This is a genomic window from Pseudomonas sp. NPDC089918 (genome assembly GCF_050280605.1).
GTDB lineage: Bacteria > Pseudomonadota > Gammaproteobacteria > Pseudomonadales > Pseudomonadaceae > Aquipseudomonas.
Genome location: NZ_JBNNVP010000007.1, coordinates 170,813 through 188,734, shown reverse-complemented (window position 1 = coordinate 188,734; position 17,922 = coordinate 170,813). Strand labels below are relative to the sequence as shown.

The 17,922-nt window shown below is 59.2% G+C and carries 19 protein-coding genes and 2 tRNA genes; 8 read left to right on the top strand and 13 right to left on the bottom strand.

The annotated features are described in order from the left end of the window. From ACQKPC_RS07920 to ACQKPC_RS07910, 3 genes are all read right to left on the bottom strand, one after another. Window positions 1–368 (bottom strand): TerC family protein (locus tag ACQKPC_RS07920; protein WP_427624004.1); only part of this gene is annotated, 368 nt, incomplete at its 3' end. Between the two features lie 184 nt (window positions 369–552). Beyond that, on the bottom strand, window positions 553–1,026 hold the full coding sequence (locus ACQKPC_RS07915; RefSeq protein ID WP_427624003.1) for a copper chaperone PCu(A)C: 474 nt from the start codon (window positions 1,024–1,026) through the stop codon (window positions 553–555). Continuing rightward, complete coding sequence (locus ACQKPC_RS07910; RefSeq protein WP_008013467.1) at window positions 1,026–1,631, bottom strand: SCO family protein; 606 nt, start codon at window positions 1,629–1,631, stop codon at window positions 1,026–1,028. Before ACQKPC_RS07910 ends, ACQKPC_RS07915 begins: the two co-directional genes overlap by 1 nt. 796 nt (window positions 1,632–2,427) lie before the next feature. Here ACQKPC_RS07910 and nirB point away from each other — a divergent pair. The 3 genes from nirB to ACQKPC_RS07895 are packed head-to-tail and all read left to right on the top strand — an operon-like array spanning window position 2,428 to window position 5,847. Beyond that, complete coding sequence (gene nirB, locus ACQKPC_RS07905) at window positions 2,428–4,989, top strand: nitrite reductase large subunit NirB (RefSeq protein ID WP_427624001.1); 2,562 nt, start codon at window positions 2,428–2,430, stop codon at window positions 4,987–4,989. Next, complete coding sequence (gene nirD, locus ACQKPC_RS07900; RefSeq protein ID WP_427624000.1) at window positions 4,989–5,375, top strand: nitrite reductase small subunit NirD; 387 nt, start codon at window positions 4,989–4,991, stop codon at window positions 5,373–5,375. The genes nirB and nirD overlap by 1 nt, the downstream gene beginning before the upstream one ends. Before the next feature lie 31 nt (window positions 5,376–5,406). Beyond that, window positions 5,407–5,847 carry a CBS domain-containing protein gene (locus tag ACQKPC_RS07895; RefSeq protein ID WP_008071340.1) on the top strand — a complete coding sequence of 147 codons (441 nt, stop codon included), beginning with the start codon at window positions 5,407–5,409 and terminating at the stop codon, window positions 5,845–5,847. 86 nt (window positions 5,848–5,933) lie between these two features. Here ACQKPC_RS07895 and ACQKPC_RS07890 read toward each other — a convergent pair whose 3' ends face one another. Both ACQKPC_RS07890 and ACQKPC_RS07885 read right to left on the bottom strand, forming a co-directional pair. After that, the gene (locus tag ACQKPC_RS07890; RefSeq protein ID WP_427623998.1) at window positions 5,934–6,707 is read right to left on the bottom strand and encodes an L-iditol 2-dehydrogenase; all 774 of its coding nucleotides are present in this window, start codon (window positions 6,705–6,707) and stop codon (window positions 5,934–5,936) included. A gap of 215 nt (window positions 6,708–6,922) precedes the next feature. Next, entirely contained in the window at window positions 6,923–8,233 is a 1,311-nt protein-coding gene (locus tag ACQKPC_RS07885) for an ABC transporter substrate-binding protein (RefSeq protein ID WP_427623996.1), read from the bottom strand. 322 nt (window positions 8,234–8,555) lie between these two features. Between ACQKPC_RS07885 and ACQKPC_RS07880 the strand changes: the two genes are divergently transcribed. From ACQKPC_RS07880 to ACQKPC_RS07865, 4 genes are all read left to right on the top strand, one after another. Beyond that, window positions 8,556–9,461: a helix-turn-helix domain-containing protein gene (locus ACQKPC_RS07880; protein ID WP_427623995.1), complete on the top strand. Its 906-nt coding sequence runs from the start codon at window positions 8,556–8,558 to the stop codon at window positions 9,459–9,461. Window positions 9,462–9,747: 286 nt separating this feature from the next. Next, window positions 9,748–9,821: transfer RNA gene (locus tag ACQKPC_RS07875), tRNA-Cys, on the top strand. Between the two features lie 203 nt (window positions 9,822–10,024). Beyond that, window positions 10,025–10,111, top strand: a tRNA-Leu gene (locus tag ACQKPC_RS07870). 30 nt (window positions 10,112–10,141) lie between these two features. Beyond that, the gene (locus ACQKPC_RS07865) at window positions 10,142–10,417 is read left to right on the top strand and encodes a hypothetical protein (RefSeq protein WP_427624011.1); all 276 of its coding nucleotides are present in this window, start codon (window positions 10,142–10,144) and stop codon (window positions 10,415–10,417) included. Between the two features lie 66 nt (window positions 10,418–10,483). Here the strand turns inward: ACQKPC_RS07865 and ACQKPC_RS07860 are convergent, their stop codons facing one another. The 8 genes from ACQKPC_RS07860 to ACQKPC_RS07825 form a co-directional block, all read right to left on the bottom strand. Then, complete coding sequence (locus tag ACQKPC_RS07860) at window positions 10,484–10,768, bottom strand: hypothetical protein (RefSeq protein ID WP_427623994.1); 285 nt, start codon at window positions 10,766–10,768, stop codon at window positions 10,484–10,486. Between the two features lie 306 nt (window positions 10,769–11,074). Continuing rightward, on the bottom strand, window positions 11,075–11,305 hold the full coding sequence (locus ACQKPC_RS07855) for a hypothetical protein (RefSeq protein ID WP_008012835.1): 231 nt from the start codon (window positions 11,303–11,305) through the stop codon (window positions 11,075–11,077). Between the two features lie 130 nt (window positions 11,306–11,435). Then, window positions 11,436–11,693, bottom strand: coding sequence for a hypothetical protein (locus ACQKPC_RS07850; RefSeq protein ID WP_007900018.1), 258 nt, complete (start codon window positions 11,691–11,693; stop codon window positions 11,436–11,438). Window positions 11,694–11,762: 69 nt separating this feature from the next. Then, a complete protein-coding gene (locus ACQKPC_RS07845; RefSeq protein WP_427623993.1) occupies window positions 11,763–12,800 on the bottom strand; it encodes a DNA topoisomerase IB in 1,038 nt (345 codons plus the stop codon). 75 nt (window positions 12,801–12,875) lie between these two features. Continuing rightward, the gene (gene modC / locus ACQKPC_RS07840; protein WP_427623991.1) at window positions 12,876–13,955 is read right to left on the bottom strand and encodes a molybdenum ABC transporter ATP-binding protein; all 1,080 of its coding nucleotides are present in this window, start codon (window positions 13,953–13,955) and stop codon (window positions 12,876–12,878) included. 3 nt (window positions 13,956–13,958) lie between these two features. Continuing rightward, window positions 13,959–14,639, bottom strand: a complete 681-nt coding sequence (modB, locus tag ACQKPC_RS07835; RefSeq protein WP_427623990.1) for a molybdate ABC transporter permease subunit — start codon at window positions 14,637–14,639, stop codon at window positions 13,959–13,961. Beyond that, entirely contained in the window at window positions 14,640–15,398 is a 759-nt protein-coding gene (modA, locus tag ACQKPC_RS07830) for a molybdate ABC transporter substrate-binding protein (protein WP_427623988.1), read from the bottom strand. A gap of 293 nt (window positions 15,399–15,691) precedes the next feature. Beyond that, window positions 15,692–16,756: an NAD(P)H-dependent flavin oxidoreductase gene (locus tag ACQKPC_RS07825; protein WP_427623987.1), complete on the bottom strand. Its 1,065-nt coding sequence runs from the start codon at window positions 16,754–16,756 to the stop codon at window positions 15,692–15,694. A gap of 160 nt (window positions 16,757–16,916) precedes the next feature. Here ACQKPC_RS07825 and ACQKPC_RS07820 point away from each other — a divergent pair, with 160 nt between their 5' ends. After that, on the top strand, window positions 16,917–17,900 hold the full coding sequence (locus ACQKPC_RS07820) for an MDR family oxidoreductase (protein ID WP_427623985.1): 984 nt from the start codon (window positions 16,917–16,919) through the stop codon (window positions 17,898–17,900). Window positions 17,901–17,922: the final 22 nt, after the last annotated feature.

Sequence of the window (17,922 nt, the reverse complement as noted above, 5' to 3'; positions counted from 1 at the left end):
CCGAGCACACCGTACAACAACACTCGACGCTGTAACTCCGCAGGTACGGCGAAGTAGCTGAAAATCATCACGAAGACAAACATGTTGTCGATCGACAGCGACTGTTCGATCAGATAGCCCGTGAGGAATTCGAGGATTTTGCGCTGGGCGATCTCGGGCCCGAACTCGCCATTCAAGTACCACCAGAGCAATCCCGCGAAGGTCAGCGTTAGCGCACTCCACGCAATCACCCAGCTAGACGCCTCGCGCACCGATACCCGATGCGCCTTGCGCCCGCCGAAAACAAACAGATCCAAAGCCAGCATGGCGATGACGAAGGCAATGAAGGTGACCCACATCCAGAGTTCACCGATGTTCAGGGGTTGCATGTCGTTCTCCCTGTCTGGACTTGTTCTGGAGCCGACAGGGTTATGCTAGCGGGGAGATTGCGGCGAAGAAAAATCGAATATTCTTTACCAATAATTCGTTATTTACGAAGTGTCGCTGATAATTCTCAGCGCGAGCCGAACACCGCCGCAACACCGGCGTTCGGACAGGCCGGGATTGAGCCTCTCAATGCATCTTGCTGTGATCGTGCATACCGAGCGCCCGAGTCTCGGCGTCAACCTTGATCGTCTCTTTTTCGCCCTTGGCGTTTTCCACGGTCAGGGTCAGCGGCACTTTGTCGCCTTCCTTAACCTGAGTCGTCAGGTCCATCAACATGATGTGGTAGCCATGGGGATCAAAGCTCACCGGTTTGCCAGCCGGCAGCGCGACGGACTCGACCTGGCTCATGCTCATCACATCGTCTTTCATGCTGGATTGGTGAATTTGCACGGTGTTCGCGACCGGCGACTGCACGCTGAGCAATTTGCTGTCGCTGTCGGCCTGCAGGGTCATGAAGGCGCCGGTCGAATGCTGGCCGGCCACCGTCGCGCGGACCCAGGCGTCGTTCACCTGGGTTTGAGCGGACACCTGGCAGGCCATGCCGATCAGGAAAAGGCCCAGGGCCAGCTGTTTAATACGTGGTGCGTAGATCGAAGTCATCAGCAGACCTCCATGACGGTGAGCAGGTCTTCTGCACACTCTTGAGCGGTAAGGGACGCGGACAGCCCCAGGCGCAAAGTGCCTCGGGAGTCGAAAACGAAGCTGGTCGCGGTGTGGGAGAGGGTATAGGTCGAGCCGCTCGGGATCTTTTCAAAAAACACACCGAACTCCTTGGCGGTGGCGGCGGTTTCTTCCAGCGTACCGTGCAACGCCTCGAAACTCGGATCGAAGGCTTTGACGTAGGCGTCGAGCATTTGCGGCGTATCGCGTTCGGGGTCCAGGGTGATGAAGATCACTTGCAGGCGTTCGCCATCGCGGCCCATCAGTTTTTTCGCCTGTGCCGCACGGGCCAGCGTCGTCGGGCAAACCGCCGGACATTGGGTGAAACCGAAAAAAACCATCGGCATCAGGCCACGGTAGCTGCCCAGCATCCGGGTTTCGCCCTGGGCGTCCTTGAGTTTGAAGGTGCGCCCCATGATCTTGTCGCTGAGGTCCTTGCCGTACTTGAACGACAGCTTGCTGCTGTCATCGCAGCCGGCGAGCAGGCCAAGGCTCAACAGGCTCATGCCTTGCAGGACCGTGCGACGGGTATACAACGTACTCATGGAAAAAAGCATCCTGTGTAGCGACCGGGAATCTACAGTGGCTGATCAATCAGACGAAAAAAAGCGCACGGATGTTAACAAACTGTTGCGCTATGGCGCTCAATCGATGGCCCGCCGGTCATGCGCCAAAAGGTCGCGGCCTCGGGACAACATGGCTTTTAAACACGCGCATTCCGGCAATGTTGCGAATCCCTGTGGGAGCGGGCTTGCTCGCGAAGACGGCGGCACAGTCAGTATTGATGTCGCCTGACACGCCGCTTTCGCGAGCAAGTCGAATCGTCGCACCGCCGCTCCCACAGGGATTCGCGCTTAACTCACTGGCATTGCTCAAGCCCAAATAGAACGTAGCTGCATGCACTTTTAAAGAGCCATGCCTGGCACCATGCACCAGTGCGAAGCGGTTTCCTGAGCTATTCCTTCCTTCAGCTCCAACGTCCGCCCACCCGCTCGCAGGGGCCTGCAAAGTTGGCTCGCGCCCGATGAGACCCGCGTGGGCCGGTGTCTTTATCACATTTTCCCATCGTTCAGAGGCCGGTTTTCCAGCACTGAGGAAGTCATACACCGCAGACTGGCACAAAGGCTGCATTGTTCCCCTCAGGTCCATCGAAAACAGATGGGCAGCCCACTCGATCAACGAAGATCGACCGGCCGAGCAGGTCGTGGGCAACATCGGTGGATCCGGCGAAGGCGCCAGGTCGAACACCGCGAAGAACAGGCAAAGACGCCTGAAACCGAGAGGTTTCAGGCGTTTTTTTTTGCTTTTTTAACCGTGATTGGCTTTGGCTGGGTGCTTACTATGAATTCCAATGTTGCCGCGTTGAACAAACTGCAAACACTGATCGTGATCGGCAATGGCATGGTCGGACATCATTGTGTCGAGCAGCTCATCGAGCGCGGCGCCCTTGACCACTATCGCCTGCATGTCTTCAGCGAAGAGCCGATGCGCGCCTACGACCGGGTGCATCTGTCCGAGTATTTCGGCGGTCGCGATGCCGAGTCGCTGGCCCTGGGCGAAGCCTCTCTGTACCAGACGCCGGGCGTCACTCTGCATTTGGGCGTGCCGGTGCTGGAAATCGACCGTGACCGCCGTCAGGTGATCACCGCACAAGGTTGCGTCTCGTACGACAAACTGGTTCTGGCCACCGGTTCTTATCCGTTTGTGCCGCCTATTGAAGGTGCGGAAGGTGACTCGCGCCTGGTCTATCGCACCCTCGAAGACCTCGACGCGATTCGTGCCGCTGCGGCCAATGCCCGGCGCGGCGTAGTAGTCGGCGGTGGCCTGCTTGGCCTGGAAGCCGCCAACGCCCTGAAAAGCCTGGGCCTGGAAGCGCATGTGGTGGAATTTGCCCCACGCCTGATGCCGGTGCAGCTGGACGAGCAGGGTGGCCTGGCGCTGAAGGCGCAAATCGAGCGGCTCGGCGTGGGTGTGCACCTGTCCCGTGGCACGCAGTCGATCAGTGCCGGCGAGCAGTACCGCTACCGGATGAATTTTGCCAATGACGAATTCCTCGAAGCCGACCTGATCGTGTTCTCTGCCGGCATCCGCGCGCAAGACGCGCTGGCCCGCCAATGTGCGCTGGACATCGGTCCGCGTGGCGGCGTGGTGATTGACGATCAGTGCCTGACCAGTGATCCGAATATCTACGCCATCGGCGAGTGTGCCGCCTGGAACGGCAGCCTCTTCGGTCTCGTAGCCCCCGGTTATCAAATGGCCCGTGGCGTCGCGACGCTGCTGTGCAATCAAGTGGCGGAGCCGTTCCAGGGCGCCGACATGTCGACCAAGCTCAAGCTGCTCGGCGTCGATGTCGGCTCCATCGGCGATGCTCACGCCCAGACGCCGGGGGCGCGCAGCTATCAATTCATCGATGAAGCCACGGCCAGCTACCGTCGCCTGGTGGTGGATGCTGACAGCAAACGCGTGCTCGGCGCGGTGCTGGTCGGCGACAACAGTTATTACGACACCCTGCTGCAATACATGCAGAACGGCATTGCCTTGCCGTCGGAACCCGCCAGCCTGATTCTGCCATCGTCCACCGGCGCGCCAACCCTGGGCCCGGGCGCGCTGCCTGAGTCGGCGACCGTTTGTTCGTGCCATAACGTCACCAAGGGCTCGATCTGCTCGGCCATCGACGGCGGCTGCACAGACCTGGGCCTGCTCAAATCGCAGACCAAGGCGTGCACCGGTTGCGGCGGTTGCGCGGGGCTGCTCAAGCAAGTGTTCGAACACGAGTTGATTGCCCGTGGCGTCAGTGTCGACAAGAGCCTGTGCGAACACTTCGCCTACACCCGTCAGGAACTCTATGCGCTGGTGCGGGTAGAAGGGGTGATCACCTTCGAAGAACTGCTGGCCAAGCACGGTCGCGGCCACACCGGTTGCGACGTGTGCAAACCGGCGGTGGGCTCGATCCTCGCCTCGTGCTGGAACCAGCCGATCATGGACGCTTCGCTGGTGCCGTTGCAGGACACCAACGACACCTTCATGGCCAACATGCAGAAAAACGGCACCTATTCGGTGGTGCCGCGCATCGCCGGGGGCGAGATCACCGCCGACAAGCTGATCGCGATTGGCGTGGTGGCGAAGAAATACGACCTCTACACCAAAATCACCGGCGGCCAGCGGATCGACCTGTTCGGCGCGCAGTTGCATCAGTTGCCGGACATCTGGTCCGAGCTGATTGAGGCCGGTTTCGAAACCGGGCATGCCTACGGCAAATCGACCCGCACGGTGAAGTCTTGCGTCGGCAGCACCTGGTGCCGTTACGGCGTGCAGGACAGCGTGAAAATGGCCCTGACCCTCGAGGATCGCTACAAAGGCCTGCGCTCGCCGCACAAACTCAAGTTCGCGGTCTCCGGCTGCACCCGTGAATGTGCCGAGGCGCAGAGCAAAGACGTGGGCGTGATCGCCACCGAGAACGGCTGGAACCTCTACGTGGCCGGTAACGGCGGCATGCGCCCACGCCACGCCGAGCTGTTCGCCACTGACCTGGACGATGAAACCCTGATCCGTTACATCGACCGCTTCCTGATGTTCTACATCCGCACCGCCGACAAATTGCAGCGCACCTCGGTCTGGCGCGAAAGCCTGGAGGGCGGCCTGGATTACCTCAAGGACGTGGTCATCAACGACAGCCTGGGCCTCGGCGCGGAACTCGAATCGCAGATGCAACTGGTGGTCAACCGCTACGAATGCGAATGGGCCAACGCCCTCAAAGACCCGGAAAAACTCAAGCGCTTCCGCACCTTCGTCAACGATCAACGCCCGGACCCGGACATCCATTTTGTTCAGGAGCGCGGTCAGCGCCGGCCGATCATGGCCGCCGAACTCAACCTTATCCCTGTCACCGAGGAGAATGCCTGATGAGCCAGTCCACTACCCAGCGTGTCGAAATCCCTGCAACCGCGGCCAATGCTCAGGCCTGGCAGGCGGTGTGCAGTCAGCAGGATCTGGTCAGCAACTCCGGCGTCGTGGTCTGGCTCGACGGCGCGCAGGTGGCGCTGTTCTACCTGCCGCACGCCGAGGGCCGCACCCTCTACGCCATCGACAACCATGATCCGCAATCCGGCGCGAACGTCATCGGCCGCGGACTGATCGGCAGCCTCAAGGGTGATCTGGTGGTGGCGTCGCCGATCTACAAGCAGCATTTCCGTCTTGAAGACGGCAGCTGCCTGGAGTACCCGGAGCAGCGCCTGCGGGTGTGGCCGGTGCGCCTGAACGCCGGCATCGTGGAAGTCGCGGCGGCTTGATCGCTGCCCTGAACCGTATCGGAGAACGTTGATGAAGACAGCCGCACAGTTGCTCAAACTGAAAGTCGTGCAAAACCAGCAGGTGCACAGCATCGCACCGGACCAGATGGTTCTCGACGCCCTGAAAATGATGGCCGAGAAGAACGTCGGCGCGTTGCCCGTCATTGAAGACGGGCAGGTGGTCGGTGTCATCAGCGAGCGCGACTATGCGCGCAAGGTGGTGCTACAGGGCCGTTCTTCGGTCGGTACACCGGTGCGCGAGATCATGAGCGCGCCGGTGGTGACCGCCGACAGTCAGCAGAGCATTGAGCGCTGCATGGCGGTCATGACCGACAGTCATTTGCGCCATCTGCCCGTGCTTGAGAGCGGTGAACTGATCGGGCTGTTGTCGATTGGCGATCTGGTCAAGGAAGCCATCGTCGAGCAGGCGGATTTGATTCGGCAACTGGAGCACTACATTCGCGGGCATTGAGGGCCGGACGGGAACGAGCAGGCCATGTCTACGGTGCAGTAGACATGGCCTGTTCGGTACGGGCTTTAATTCGGGTTCGATACTCGTCAGCTCATCCAGTTGCCGCCATCGACGTTATAGGTTTGCGCCACGACATACTCACTCTCGTTTGATGCCAGGAAGATCGCCATGCCGACAAGATCGTCTGCCGTGCCCATGCGTCCATAGGGTACTTCCTGACCCGCCAGCCTTTTCTTTTCCCCAAGCGGCCGGTTCTCATATTTGGCGAACAGCGCATCGACGCCATCCCAATGCTCACCGTCCACCACGCCCGGTGCGATGGCATTCACGTTGATGTTATGGGGAATGAGATTGAGACCGGCCGATTGCGTGAGGCTGATCACCGCTGCTTTGGTCGCGCAATACACCGCGACAAGCGCTTCACCGCGCCGACCGGCCTGACTGGCCATGTTGATGATCTTGCCGCCGTGGCCCTGGCTGATCATCTGTTTGGCCGCGGCCTGCAGCGTGAACAGGGTGCCGGAAACGTTGATCGAGAACAGCCGTTCGTAGCTGTCGCGAGAAATCTCGGTAATCGGCGCGAGATCAAACAGTGCCGCGTTGTTGATCAGGATATCGAGCTTGCCTGTGGTCGCGATGACCGCTGAGATGGCCCCGTCGATGGATTGCTGATCAGTCACGTCCATCTCGACCGCATAGGCATTGGGCCCCAGCTCGGCCGCGGTGGCTTGCGCGCGTTCCAGGTTGATGTCTGCGATCGCGACCGTGGCGCCTTCGCGGATATAGGCTTGCGCGAACGTTCTTCCGATGCCTCTGGCAGAACCGGTGATAAGGGCGCTTTTTCCTTCCAAACGTTTCATTTTTCCCATCCAATCGTTAGAGCTAAAGAGAGACGCCCCCGTTGAGGGCATTAAATGCGGTCGTCAGTCTGCGAAGCCCCCCCTGTAGGAGCGAGGCTTGCCCGCGAAGAACGATGACGCGTAATACCTGAAAAACCGCGGCGCATTCTTCGCGGGCAAGCCTCGCTCCTACAGGTTCCCCCACTGGTTCTGCGTCTTGATTTATCGGTATGTTGCTATTTTGGATAACCAGCGCGCTTCATCTCGCGTTCGGTGGTTTGCTGGGCCGAGGCCAGAGCCTGCTCAACCGGCATCTGCCCGGTGAGCGCCGCAGACAGCAGCTTGCCGACCGACGTACCGATGGCCTGGAACTCAGGAATGGTCACGTACTGGATACCGACGTAGGGCACGGGTTGGGCTGACGGGTGTGCAGGGTCGGCGTGCTGCATCATTTTCAGCGTGACACCGGCGAAGGGCGCAGCCTGCAAATAAGCGTCGCTGTAGGTGGACATGCGAGTGCCCGGCGGTACGTTGGTGATGCCATCTTTCTCGGCGACCAGTTGGATGTAGTCCTTGGAGGTCGCCCACGTCACAAAGGCTTTGGCGGCTTCCTTGTGTTTGGACGTCGCGGGGATGGCCAGCGACCAGGCATAGAGCCAGGACGAACCCTTGTCGGTGACCTGCGTGGGGGCCGCGACGAAGCCGACCTTATCGGCGACCTTGCTTTGAGTTGTATCGGTGATGAAGGAGCCTGCGACGCTGGCATCGACCCAGATTGCACATTTTCCGCTGTTGAACAGGGCCAGTGTCTCGTTGAAGCCATTGCTCGAAACGCCCGGCGGGCCGTACTGCTTGAGGGTGTTGACGTAGAAGTTCGCGGCGGCGGTCCATTCCGGCCCGGTGAGTTGCGGCTGCCACTGCTCGTTGAACCAGCGTGCACCGAAGGCGTTGGACATGGTGGTCAGCAGCGCCATGTTTTCACCCCAACCAGCCTTGCCGCGCAGGCACATTCCATACTGCTCTTTGTCCGGCTGGTGCAGCTTGCCGGCGAACTCGCCGAGCTGCGTCCAGGTCGGGTGCTCGGGCATGCTCAGGCCGGCGTTCTTGAACAAGTCGGTTCGGTAATAGGTGATGGTACTTTCGCCATAAAACGGCAGGGCATAGAGCGTGTCGTTGACTGACAGTCCCTGGCGAACCGAGGGGAAAATATCTTCGAGGTCATAGCCGGCGGGCAGGTCCGTCATCGGCTCCAGCCAATGCTTGGCGCCCCACAGAGGCGTCTCGTAGGTGCCGATGGTAAGCACGTCGAACTGACCGCCCTGAGTGGCAATGTCGGTGGTCAGGCGCTGACGCAACACGTTCTCTTCGAGTACCACCCAGTTGAGCTTCACGTCCGGGTGCAGCTGTTCGAACGTTTTGGACAACCGCTGCATGCGGATCATGTCGCTGTTGTTCACCGTGGCGATGGTCACCGTTTCGGCAGCCTGGCAGAGCAGGGCAGAGGACAGGCCGGCGGATAGAAAAAACGCGCTTGGGATGATCTTCATCGTGTTCTCCGCTCTGCGCCTTGGGCGGCAGAGGCACTTATTGTTGTTGTAATCCACGATGCGAGTCATAGCCGCAACGGGATGACCACAGGATTACAGCAACCCAAGTGGTGAACAAATGAACGGCATACACCGCACTGATACTTTTTTAACCGGGCAGGACAGTGGAAAAAAAGTATCAGTGACCGCCACACAGGGCGCTAGGCTTGCTGTCTGCTTAGTGTGAATCTGATAACAGCGCCGTGGAGTTTCGAATCTCTTCGATTCGTCCCGGCTTCGCGGTAGCCTTGATAAAACCAACAAAAATGGAATCGCCAGGGTGATGAACCATCACGTAACCGCAGACAAGCCGCCAGCGCTTGAAGTCATTCTGAACGAGCCCCAGCACAGCTTTCGTTGGTACGAGCATGACTATCCCTTCGACCTTGCGCGTTGGAATCATCATCCGGAATTCGAGATCCACCTGATCCGCGAAGGCAGTGGTCGGCTATTGGCGGGTGACTACATCGGCCTGTTCGAGGCCGGCCACGTCGCCCTGATCGGTCCAGGCCTGCCTCACGACTGGATCAGCGACCTGGGCAAAGGGGAGGTGATTGCCGGCCGCGACGTCGTGTTGCAATTCGATGGTCAGATGTTGATGCAACTGCGCGACAAGGTCCCCGAACTCAGCGAATTGCAAAGCCTGTTTCGTCAGGCGGCCCAGGGCATCCAGTTTCATGGCGTGACCCGTAAAAAAGCGGCCCGACTGATGGAAGAAATCGGTCAGTGCCAAGGATTACAGAGGCTGTGCCTGTTCCTGTCGTTGCTGCAGTTGTTGGCATCGGCCCCCGACACCGAGCGACAGACGCTCGCCAGCCTGCAATATGCGCCGATGCTCGACGCATTGACGGCCCAGCGCATGAGTATTGTCTTCGACTACATCCTCAACGACCTTGCGGATGAGTTGCGGATGTCCGTCATCGCCCAGCGCCTGGACATGAACGAACCGGCCTTCTCCAAATTCTTCAAGCGCGCCACTGGCCATACCTTCGTCGACCTGACACGCAAACTGCGGGTCCAGCGCGCCTGCCGTTTGCTGGCGCAAAGCAGTTTCAGCGTTGCAGATATCTGCTTTGAAGTGGGTTATGCCAACCTGTCGAATTTCAATCGACACTTCCGCCATGAAATGCAGGAAACGCCCAGTCAGTATCGGCAGCGGTTGCAACGGGTGGTGGCGGTCAGTCATTAAAGGGCACAAGATCAAAAGATCGCAGCCTTCGGCAGCTCCTACGGATGTACGCGACCCATGTAGGAGCCGCCGAAGGCTGCGATCTTTTAAGGATGACGGGATGGACGTGGAATTATTTTTCTCCAGTTCTTGACATGCCTTTCGAACCAGTCCAGAATTGCGTCCATTCCTGCTTAGGGAACACGAAAACCCCTTAGATTTCAAAGGGTTGGATACTAGATTAGAATCTTGTTTCCAGATACGAGTTTACACGTTTGATGTTGTGCTACTGACATCAGATATTTGAGGCCGAATAGCAAAATGGTTATGCAGTGGATTGCAAATCCACCTACGCCGGTTCGATTCCGACTTCGGCCTCCACTTTAAACGAGCTCCGTAGATCTATGATCTACGGAGCTTTTTTATTTTCGCAGTCCTGCAAGATTTAGTCTTGAAAAGGATCTTTGCGAACTTGCTTCACCGGGGCGGGATGTATATATTTCCCCCTCTGTTGCACAAGCGTCAGAACTGCCAGATCGTTATTGGTCAGTCTTCAGACCGCTTTACCGCTTTACCGCGCTACCGCCCGAATGGCGAAACTGGTAGACGCATGGGACTTAAAATCCCCCGCTCGTAAGGGCGTGCCGGTTCGATTCCGGCTTCGGGCACCATATTTATCAAAGGCCTGCATGAGGTTTCTCATGCAGGCCTTTGTCGTTTCTGCCTCTCAATTTTTGACAGGCTCTATCGTTGATACCCGTCACAAGAATTTCAGCCGCGATGCTCGCTATCTCGCCTGTATCGACCCTGAGTACCTTCAGCTCATAAAGCAGCTACTTCTGCGTCCATTTCCCAACACCGGTTTCACAATCGATCTTGGCCTGCGGCAGGTTCTCAACGCTGTAGTAATACGTGATGACCTGGGCATTGTCGGGAATATTCAGCGGTTTGCTGTTCTTGTCCTTGCTATCGACTGAGGGTTGGCCAGCGCCTCTGCAGTATTTCCTCTCGTATAGCGCCCCCCTGTTGAGGGTGGGAGTCAGCTACACGAATGGCTGGCCGGTGAAACCGCGCGGCAGTCTTTGCAAACCAGGCATTTCGATCAGCCGCTGGGTCCAGGCTGCGCGCCAGTCACTGGCGGTGTGGGTGGCTTTGGCCTTGCGTGCGGCGCGACGGGCAGCGTTGCGTTCGTCTTTGCGTGCTTCTTTGAACGCATCGGTGTTTCGGCAGCTTCGGCATTTCACCCGGGTCAGTATGCTGCTTGACGTCAGGTTGCTGCCTTTGTGTCCGCAGGCCAGGTGCCCGCCGACTTTGAAGTGAGTGACCATGGGACATCTCCTTCGTGATGTGTAAACGTTCGACAGGCGGGCGAGGGCGTTCGTTCGCTATATAACAGGCAAAAAAAGGCCCGCATGCGGGCGGGCCAGGGGGATTTCTTGAAAGGAGTGGATGCACTGTAGGGGATGAGTTGTGAAGGCCGTGTGAAATGGGAAAAGACACAAACAAAAAAATCCCGGCAAATTTGGCCGGGTGGGTGTATTGCGCATGACAGGCAGGTATAAGCCTGGTGACGATTGTCACCGTTCAGGTGCCCTGAAGGGGGCTTTGTGCTTGGCTCAAGTACTTGGGTCGACTCATCTGAACCGAGGCAGCGGCGGCTCTACAGGTTTGAGTGAAGAGAGCGCGCTGCGAATCTGCGGCGTGTCTTTCTCGATGTCGTTCAGACGATCGCGAATCCTGAGGGCTGTCGGATGCCCCCCTTGATTATCAACCCAGTCGGCGATTTCCTTGCACGCGGCGGCAAGGCGCGCCTGACGGGAGTCAAGCAGGGTGAGCAGGGTGGTGATGGACTCTTTCTCGGACATGACATACACCTCCGTTCAAAGAAATCGGGTAAAGGGCAACAAAAAGCCCGCGGGGAGCGAGCTTTCTGCCGATGGGTCGCTGATCCTTCAGCACCTCTAAGTATAGACCCGGAAATAAAACAGGCCAGCTTCAGGCCTGCCGGGACTTCGGCGAGCTGACCGCGTTAAGCCGCCGACATTCGCGCGCGGCGTCCTCTTCAAGATCAAAGCCGTCACCGATGAAGCCGCGAGTGCGGGTATCGGTAATGCGATACCAGACGGCAGCATCGGGTGGCGGGTGATCGGGTTCTCCGGCCCGGCGGCCATGAATGATGATCTTGTTGCAGCGTTTCACAACGAAAATGTCTTCCATGGCGTCACCGAAGCTATTCGTATTCAGATCAAGCATAGAAGCCCTTTGCAATCACGCAAAAAAAGGACAGGTCAGTTCGTCGGTTTAGTTCGCCTCGAAGAGGTCTTAGGGTGTTTCAGCCGTCTCGATAAGCTTCTCCAGAAGCACAGCCAACGCGACTTCTTCTGCCCTCAACCTTTTACGTCCTCTTGATCGCGGCAGTTTGGATAATGCGCCCTGCATGAAACCATCGACGACCGCCGGATGGATGTAGCACTTGCGGCAAACCGCCGGAGTGTTGCCCAACTGTCGGGCGACGTTCTTGACCATTTCCACCACATGCCGCTTCGCGTCGGCTTCCGATTCCCACTGCAACTCGCGCAGTACCGCCAATGCCAATGCACTGCCGGCCCAAGTGCGGTAGTCCTTGGCGGTGAAATCGGCGCCGGTCAGCGTCTGCAAGTAGGCGTTGACGTCGGAGGAACTGATGGTGTGCCGCTCGCCGTTTTCATCCAGATACTGAAAGAGGTTTTGCCCGGGGATTTCCAGGCAGCGTTTGATGATTCGCGCCAGGCGGCGGTCTTTTACGGTGATCTGGTGCTCGATTCCGCTCTTGCCGCGAAACTGGAACAGGATTGCGCTGCCGTTGACCTCGACGTGACGGTTGCGCAGGGTCGTCAGGCCATATGAGCGGTTGTCCCGGGCGTATTGCGTGTTGCCGACCCGGATCAGCGTCGCATCGAGCAAGGTAATCACCGTGGCCATGACCTTGTCGCGGCTGAAGCCGGGGGCCGCCAGCAGCGCTTCCAGTTGCTTGCGCAGTTTCGGCAGGGCCAGGCCGAAGTCCCGCAAACGCGAGTATTTGTCGGCATCGCGCACTTCTCGCCAGCGCGGGTGATAACGGTATTGCTTGCGACCGCGAGCGTCGCGGCCGGTGGCTTGCAGATGGCCGCGCGGGTCGGCGCAAATCCACACATCGGTGTAGGCGGGCGGCACCGCGAGTGCATTGATGCGCTTGATTTCATCCGGATCGGTAATGCGTTGCCCCGCCGGGTCAAAGTAGCAAAACTTGCCGCGCAGGAGTTTGCGGGTGATGCCGGGCTGGCTGTCATCGACGTAATGCAGGTCGGGCGGCAGAACATCGGGCAACGCGGTATCTGGCATGGCGGGCAATCCTGGGCGACGAATCATGGGGCGTTAAGCCATTGACCGCGCGCCATCGTCGGGGTGCCGACGAATTCAGGCCAGCACCGCCACTGCTTTGATTTGCGCCCAGAGTTGCTGTCCGGGGTGCAGGCTCAACTGATCCCGGGAATAGCGGGTGATTCGCGCCAGTAGCGGTGTGCCGGCCGCGTTCAGGCGGATCAGTACGTGAGCGGCGTTATCGGCACCGATTTCACTGATCACCGTGACCGGCAGGCGATTGAGAATGCTGCTTTGCTCGACGCCTTGCAGGCTCAGGCTGACATCCCGCGCCTGGACCTTGCAGCGCAGCGCCTGGCCCTCGGCCATCGGCGAATGGGCGACCCGAATGCTCAGCTCCGTGTTGGGCAGTTGCAAAGTCAACAACTGGTAGTCGGCGTCATAGGCGCTGACGTGTCCTTCGATCACCACGCCGGCATCGTCGCCCAGCGCCAGCGGCAGATCGAGCCGGGCCAGGGTTTCGCCGATGGCGCCGCTGGCCAAAGCCTTGCCGTTGCTGAGCAGAACGAGGTGGTCGGCGAGCCGCGCGACTTCATCCTGGGAGTGGCTGACGTACAGCACCGGGATGTCCAGCTCATCGTGCAGCCGTTGCAGATACGGAAGGATTTCGTTCTTACGCTGGGTATCGAGCGCCGCCAGCGGCTCATCCATCAGCAATAGTTTCGGGCTGGTGAGCAGGGCACGAGCGATGCCGATCCGCTGGCGCTCGCCGCCAGAAAGGTTCTGCGGATCACGGGCCAGCAAATGGCCAATCCCCAGCAACTCAGTGGCATGGGCCATGTCGACCCGGCGCTGTTGGCGGGGAATACGTCTGAGGCCGAACTCCAGATTGGCCCGCACCGATAAATGCGGGAACAGGCTGGCTTCCTGGAAGACATAACCCAAAGCGCGTTTATGCGGCGGGACAAAAATCCCCTTGTCGCTGTCTTCCCAGACTTCATCGTTGACCTGAATAAAACCCTGCCCGGCCTGTTCCAGGCCGGCGATGCAGCGCAGGCAGGTGGTTTTTCCCGAGCCGGAATGGCCGTAAAGCGCGGTCACTCCGCGGCCGGGCAGTTGCAGGTCCACATCCAGGGAGAATCCCGAATAATTCAGTTTCAAGCGCGCATGAATCATCGATCAGCTCCAGACCGCTTTGGTTTTACGGCTGGAGTAGAGCGCCAGCAATACTGCAAACGAGAACACCAGCATCGCCCCGGCCAGCCAATGAGCCTGGGCGTATTCCATGGCTTCGACGTGATCGTAGATCTGCACCGAGACCACGCGAGTCTTGTCGGGAATGTTGCCGCCGATCATCAGTACTACGCCGAACTCGCCGACGGTGTGGGCGAAACCGAGAATGGCCGCGGTGATGAAACCGGGACGGGCCAGCGGCACAATCACGCTGAAGAACGTGTCCCAGGGGTTGGCGCGCAAGGTTGCAGCCACTTCCAGTGGGCGAGTGCCAATGGCGGAAAAAGCATTTTGCAGTGGCTGGACCACGAACGGCATCGAGTACAGCACCGAACCGATCACCAACCCCGCAAAACTGAAGGTCAAGGTGCCGAGCCCTAGCGATTGGGTGAACTGGCCGACCCACCCGTTAGGACCGAGCGCCAGCAACAAATAAAAGCCAATCACCGTGGGCGGCAGCACCAGGGGCAGGGCGACGATCGCCCCGATCGGGCCGCGCAGCCAGGACCGGGTGCGCGACAGCCATAACGCAATCGGAGTGCCGATGACCAACAGGATCACGGTCGTCAGGGACGCCAGTTTGAGAGTCAGCCAGATGGCGGAATAATCGGCACTCGATAGCGTCATTTAGAGTTGGTAACCGTAGGATTTGATGACAGCGGCGGCTTTCGGACCTTTGAGGTAGTCAACCAGCGCCTTGGCAGCCGGGTTGTCCTTGCCCTTATTGAGGATCACCGCGTCTTGTTTGATCGGGTCATGCAGATCGGCCGGCACGATCCAGGCCGAACCGCTGGTGACTTTGCCGTCTTTGTAGATCTGCGACAAGGCCACAAAACCGAGTTCGGCATTACCAGTGGACACGAACTGGTAGGCCTGGGTGATGTTCTGGCCTTCAACGATCTTGTCTTTGACCTTATCGGTCAGCCCCTGTTTGGCCAGCACTTGAGTGGCAGCCAGGCCATACGGGGCGGCTTTCGGGTTGGCGATGGACAGATGTTGATACTGATTGTCGCTCAGCACCTTGCCCTTGGCGTCGACATAACCGTCCTTGGCCGACCACAGCGCCAGGGTGCCGATGGCGTAGGTGAAGCGCGAGCCTTTGACCGTGTCGCCTTCGGCTTCAAGTTTTTTCGGGGTGGTGTCGTCTGCCGAGAGGAACACTTCGAACGGCGCGCCGTTCTTGATCTGGGTGTAAAACTGGCCGGTTGCACCAAAGGAGGTGACCAGTTTGTGCCCGGTGTCTTTCTCGAAGTCGGCCGCAATGGCCTGGATCGGCGCGGTGAAGTTGGCAGCAACGGCGACCTGGACTTCATCCGCCTGGGCGGACCCGAAAGCGAACACGGTGAACAGGCACGCGGGGGCAAAACGTGAGGCACGAATGGTCATGGAACGGCTCCGTGGTAGGCGAGTGAAACGCTATATAGCGGAATATATAGCGAATTGCCTGTAAACGGAACTTTCTAGCAGCGTGAAGAGAGTTGAACTGTGATGAAGCGGCTCCTGTGGCGAGGGGGCTTGCCTGTGGCGAGGGAGCTTGCTCCCGTTCGGCTGCGAAGCAGTCGTGGGCCGCTTCGCGACCCAGCGGGAGCAAGCTCCCTCGCCACAGGAAAGCCCCTTCATCACAGGAAGCGCCCTCACCACAGGAAACCCCCTAGCCACAGTTTTTTGTTGGTCGCTGTCTAGCAGCGAGTCAGTTTGGCCAACGCCTCATCCGCCAACCGCCGGGTCAGCTCTGCCGAAGTCATTTCAACCCCCAACGTGAACGCCTGCCCGGCCCAAAGGCTGCTGAAGTCCGCTTCCCCTTTGGCCCGCAGCGGCATCAACGCACCGCCCGCCAGGGGGAACGTCGGCGCCTTGGCGCTCATCGGCCCCAGTTCACGCATCACCCGATTGAGAATCCCGCGTGCCGGGCGGCCGGTGAAAATATTGGTAACCGCCGTTTCGCTCTCCTTAGCCGTTCGCAACGCCTTTTGGTGAGAAGCGCTGACCTTGGCCTCCGGCGTGAACAAATAAGCCGTACCCACCTGGACCGCCGAAGCGCCCAGCAGAAAAGCCGCCGCGACACCCCGCGCATCTCCAATCCCGCCCGCCGCAATTACCGGCACTTTCACCGCATCGACGATTTGTGGCACCAGGGCAAATGTCCCTACCTGGCTGCTCAGGTCATCACTGAGGAACATCCCCCGGTGACCGCCGGCCTCGTAACCCATGGCGATGATCGCGTCGCAACCATGCTGTTCCAACCAGATGGCCTCTTCGACGGTAGTCGCCGAAGAGAGAATTTTCGCCCCGGTAGCTTTTACCCGATCCAATAGAGACTTTTCCGGCAAGCCAAAGTGAAAACTCACCACTGCGGGACGAAATTCTTCGATCACTTCGCAGGCCGCATGATCGAACGGTGCGCGATTGGACACTGGCGTCGGCGCGTCGAAGTCGACACCCAGTTCCCGGTAATACGGTTCCAGCAGGTTTTTCCAGTCCCGTGCGCGTTGCTCATCGGGGGCCGGAGGTTGATGGCAGAAGAAATTCACGCTGAACGGGCGCTGGGTGTGTTGGCGAATCGTTTTCAGCTCCTCGCGCAACTGCTCGATGCTCAGCATCGCGGCGGGCATCGAGCCCAGGCCGCCAGCGTTGCTCACCGCAATCACCATGGCCGACGTTGTCGCGCCGGCCAAGGGGCCCTGGATGATCGGCAGTTCGATCCCGAGCAGGTCAAGAATGCGGGTGTCTGGCCATTGACTCATGTGCAGTGTTCTCCAACGTCGGTAGAAGCGAATTTGTATCAGTAATGACTGACGCAAGGCCAGTCGAGTTTGAGGATTGGCTTAAAGTCGGCTACGGCGATGTGTTTTCATGTGTTATTTCAACAGCACGACAACTGAGCGATTCCATCGGGAGGCAGTGATGTTCAAAGGTATTTTGATCGACAAGGACGACAACGGTTACCGGGCCACCTTGCAAGAGATCAGTGATGATCAATTGCCTGAGGGCGATGTGACGGTGCGTGTGGCGTACAGCACGCTGAACTTCAAGGATGGCCTGGCGATCACCGGCAGCAGCCCGGTGGTGCGCAAATTCCCGATGGTGCCGGGGATCGATCTGGCAGGCACTGTCGAAGTCAGCGGTCATCCGGATTACAAGGTTGGTGATCAAGTCCTGCTCAATGGCTGGGGTGTGGGCGAAGGACACTGGGGCGGATTGGCGCAGAAAGCTCGCCTGAATGGCGACTGGCTGATCCCGTTGCCCAAAGCCTTCACCGCCGCGCAAGCGATGGCCATCGGCACGGCCGGTTACACAGCGATGCTGAGCATCCTGGCGCTGGAGCACAACGGTGTGAACCCCGATCAAGGCGAAGTGCTGGTGACAGGCGCCAACGGTGGCGTAGGCAGTTTCGCCATCGCGCTGCTGAACAAACTCGGCTATCGCGTGGTGGCGTCCACCGGCCGCACCGCCGAGCACGACTACCTCAAGCAATTGGGTGCCAGTGAAATCATCGATCGCGCCACGTTGTCGGAGCCGGGCAAACCATTGGCCAAGGAACGTTGGGCGGCGGTGATCGATTCGGTCGGCAGCCACACGCTGGCCAACGCTTGCGCCAGCACTCGGGCCAACGGCATCGTCGCTGCTTGCGGACTGGCCCAGGGCATGGACTTCCCGGCCTCCGTTGCGCCGTTCATTTTGCGCGGTGTGACCCTGGCCGGCATCAACAGCGTGACCCAACCCAAAGCCAAGCGGATACTGGCCTGGAATCGCCTGGCCAAGGATCTGGACTTTGCCTTGCTGCCGCTGATCAGCCACGAAATCGGCTTGAGTGAAGCCATCGACGCGGCCCAGCGCCTGCTTGCCGGCCAGTTGCGTGGTCGGGTGGTAGTCGACGTCAATCGTTGATCGTTTTCGTTCCAATCAAACA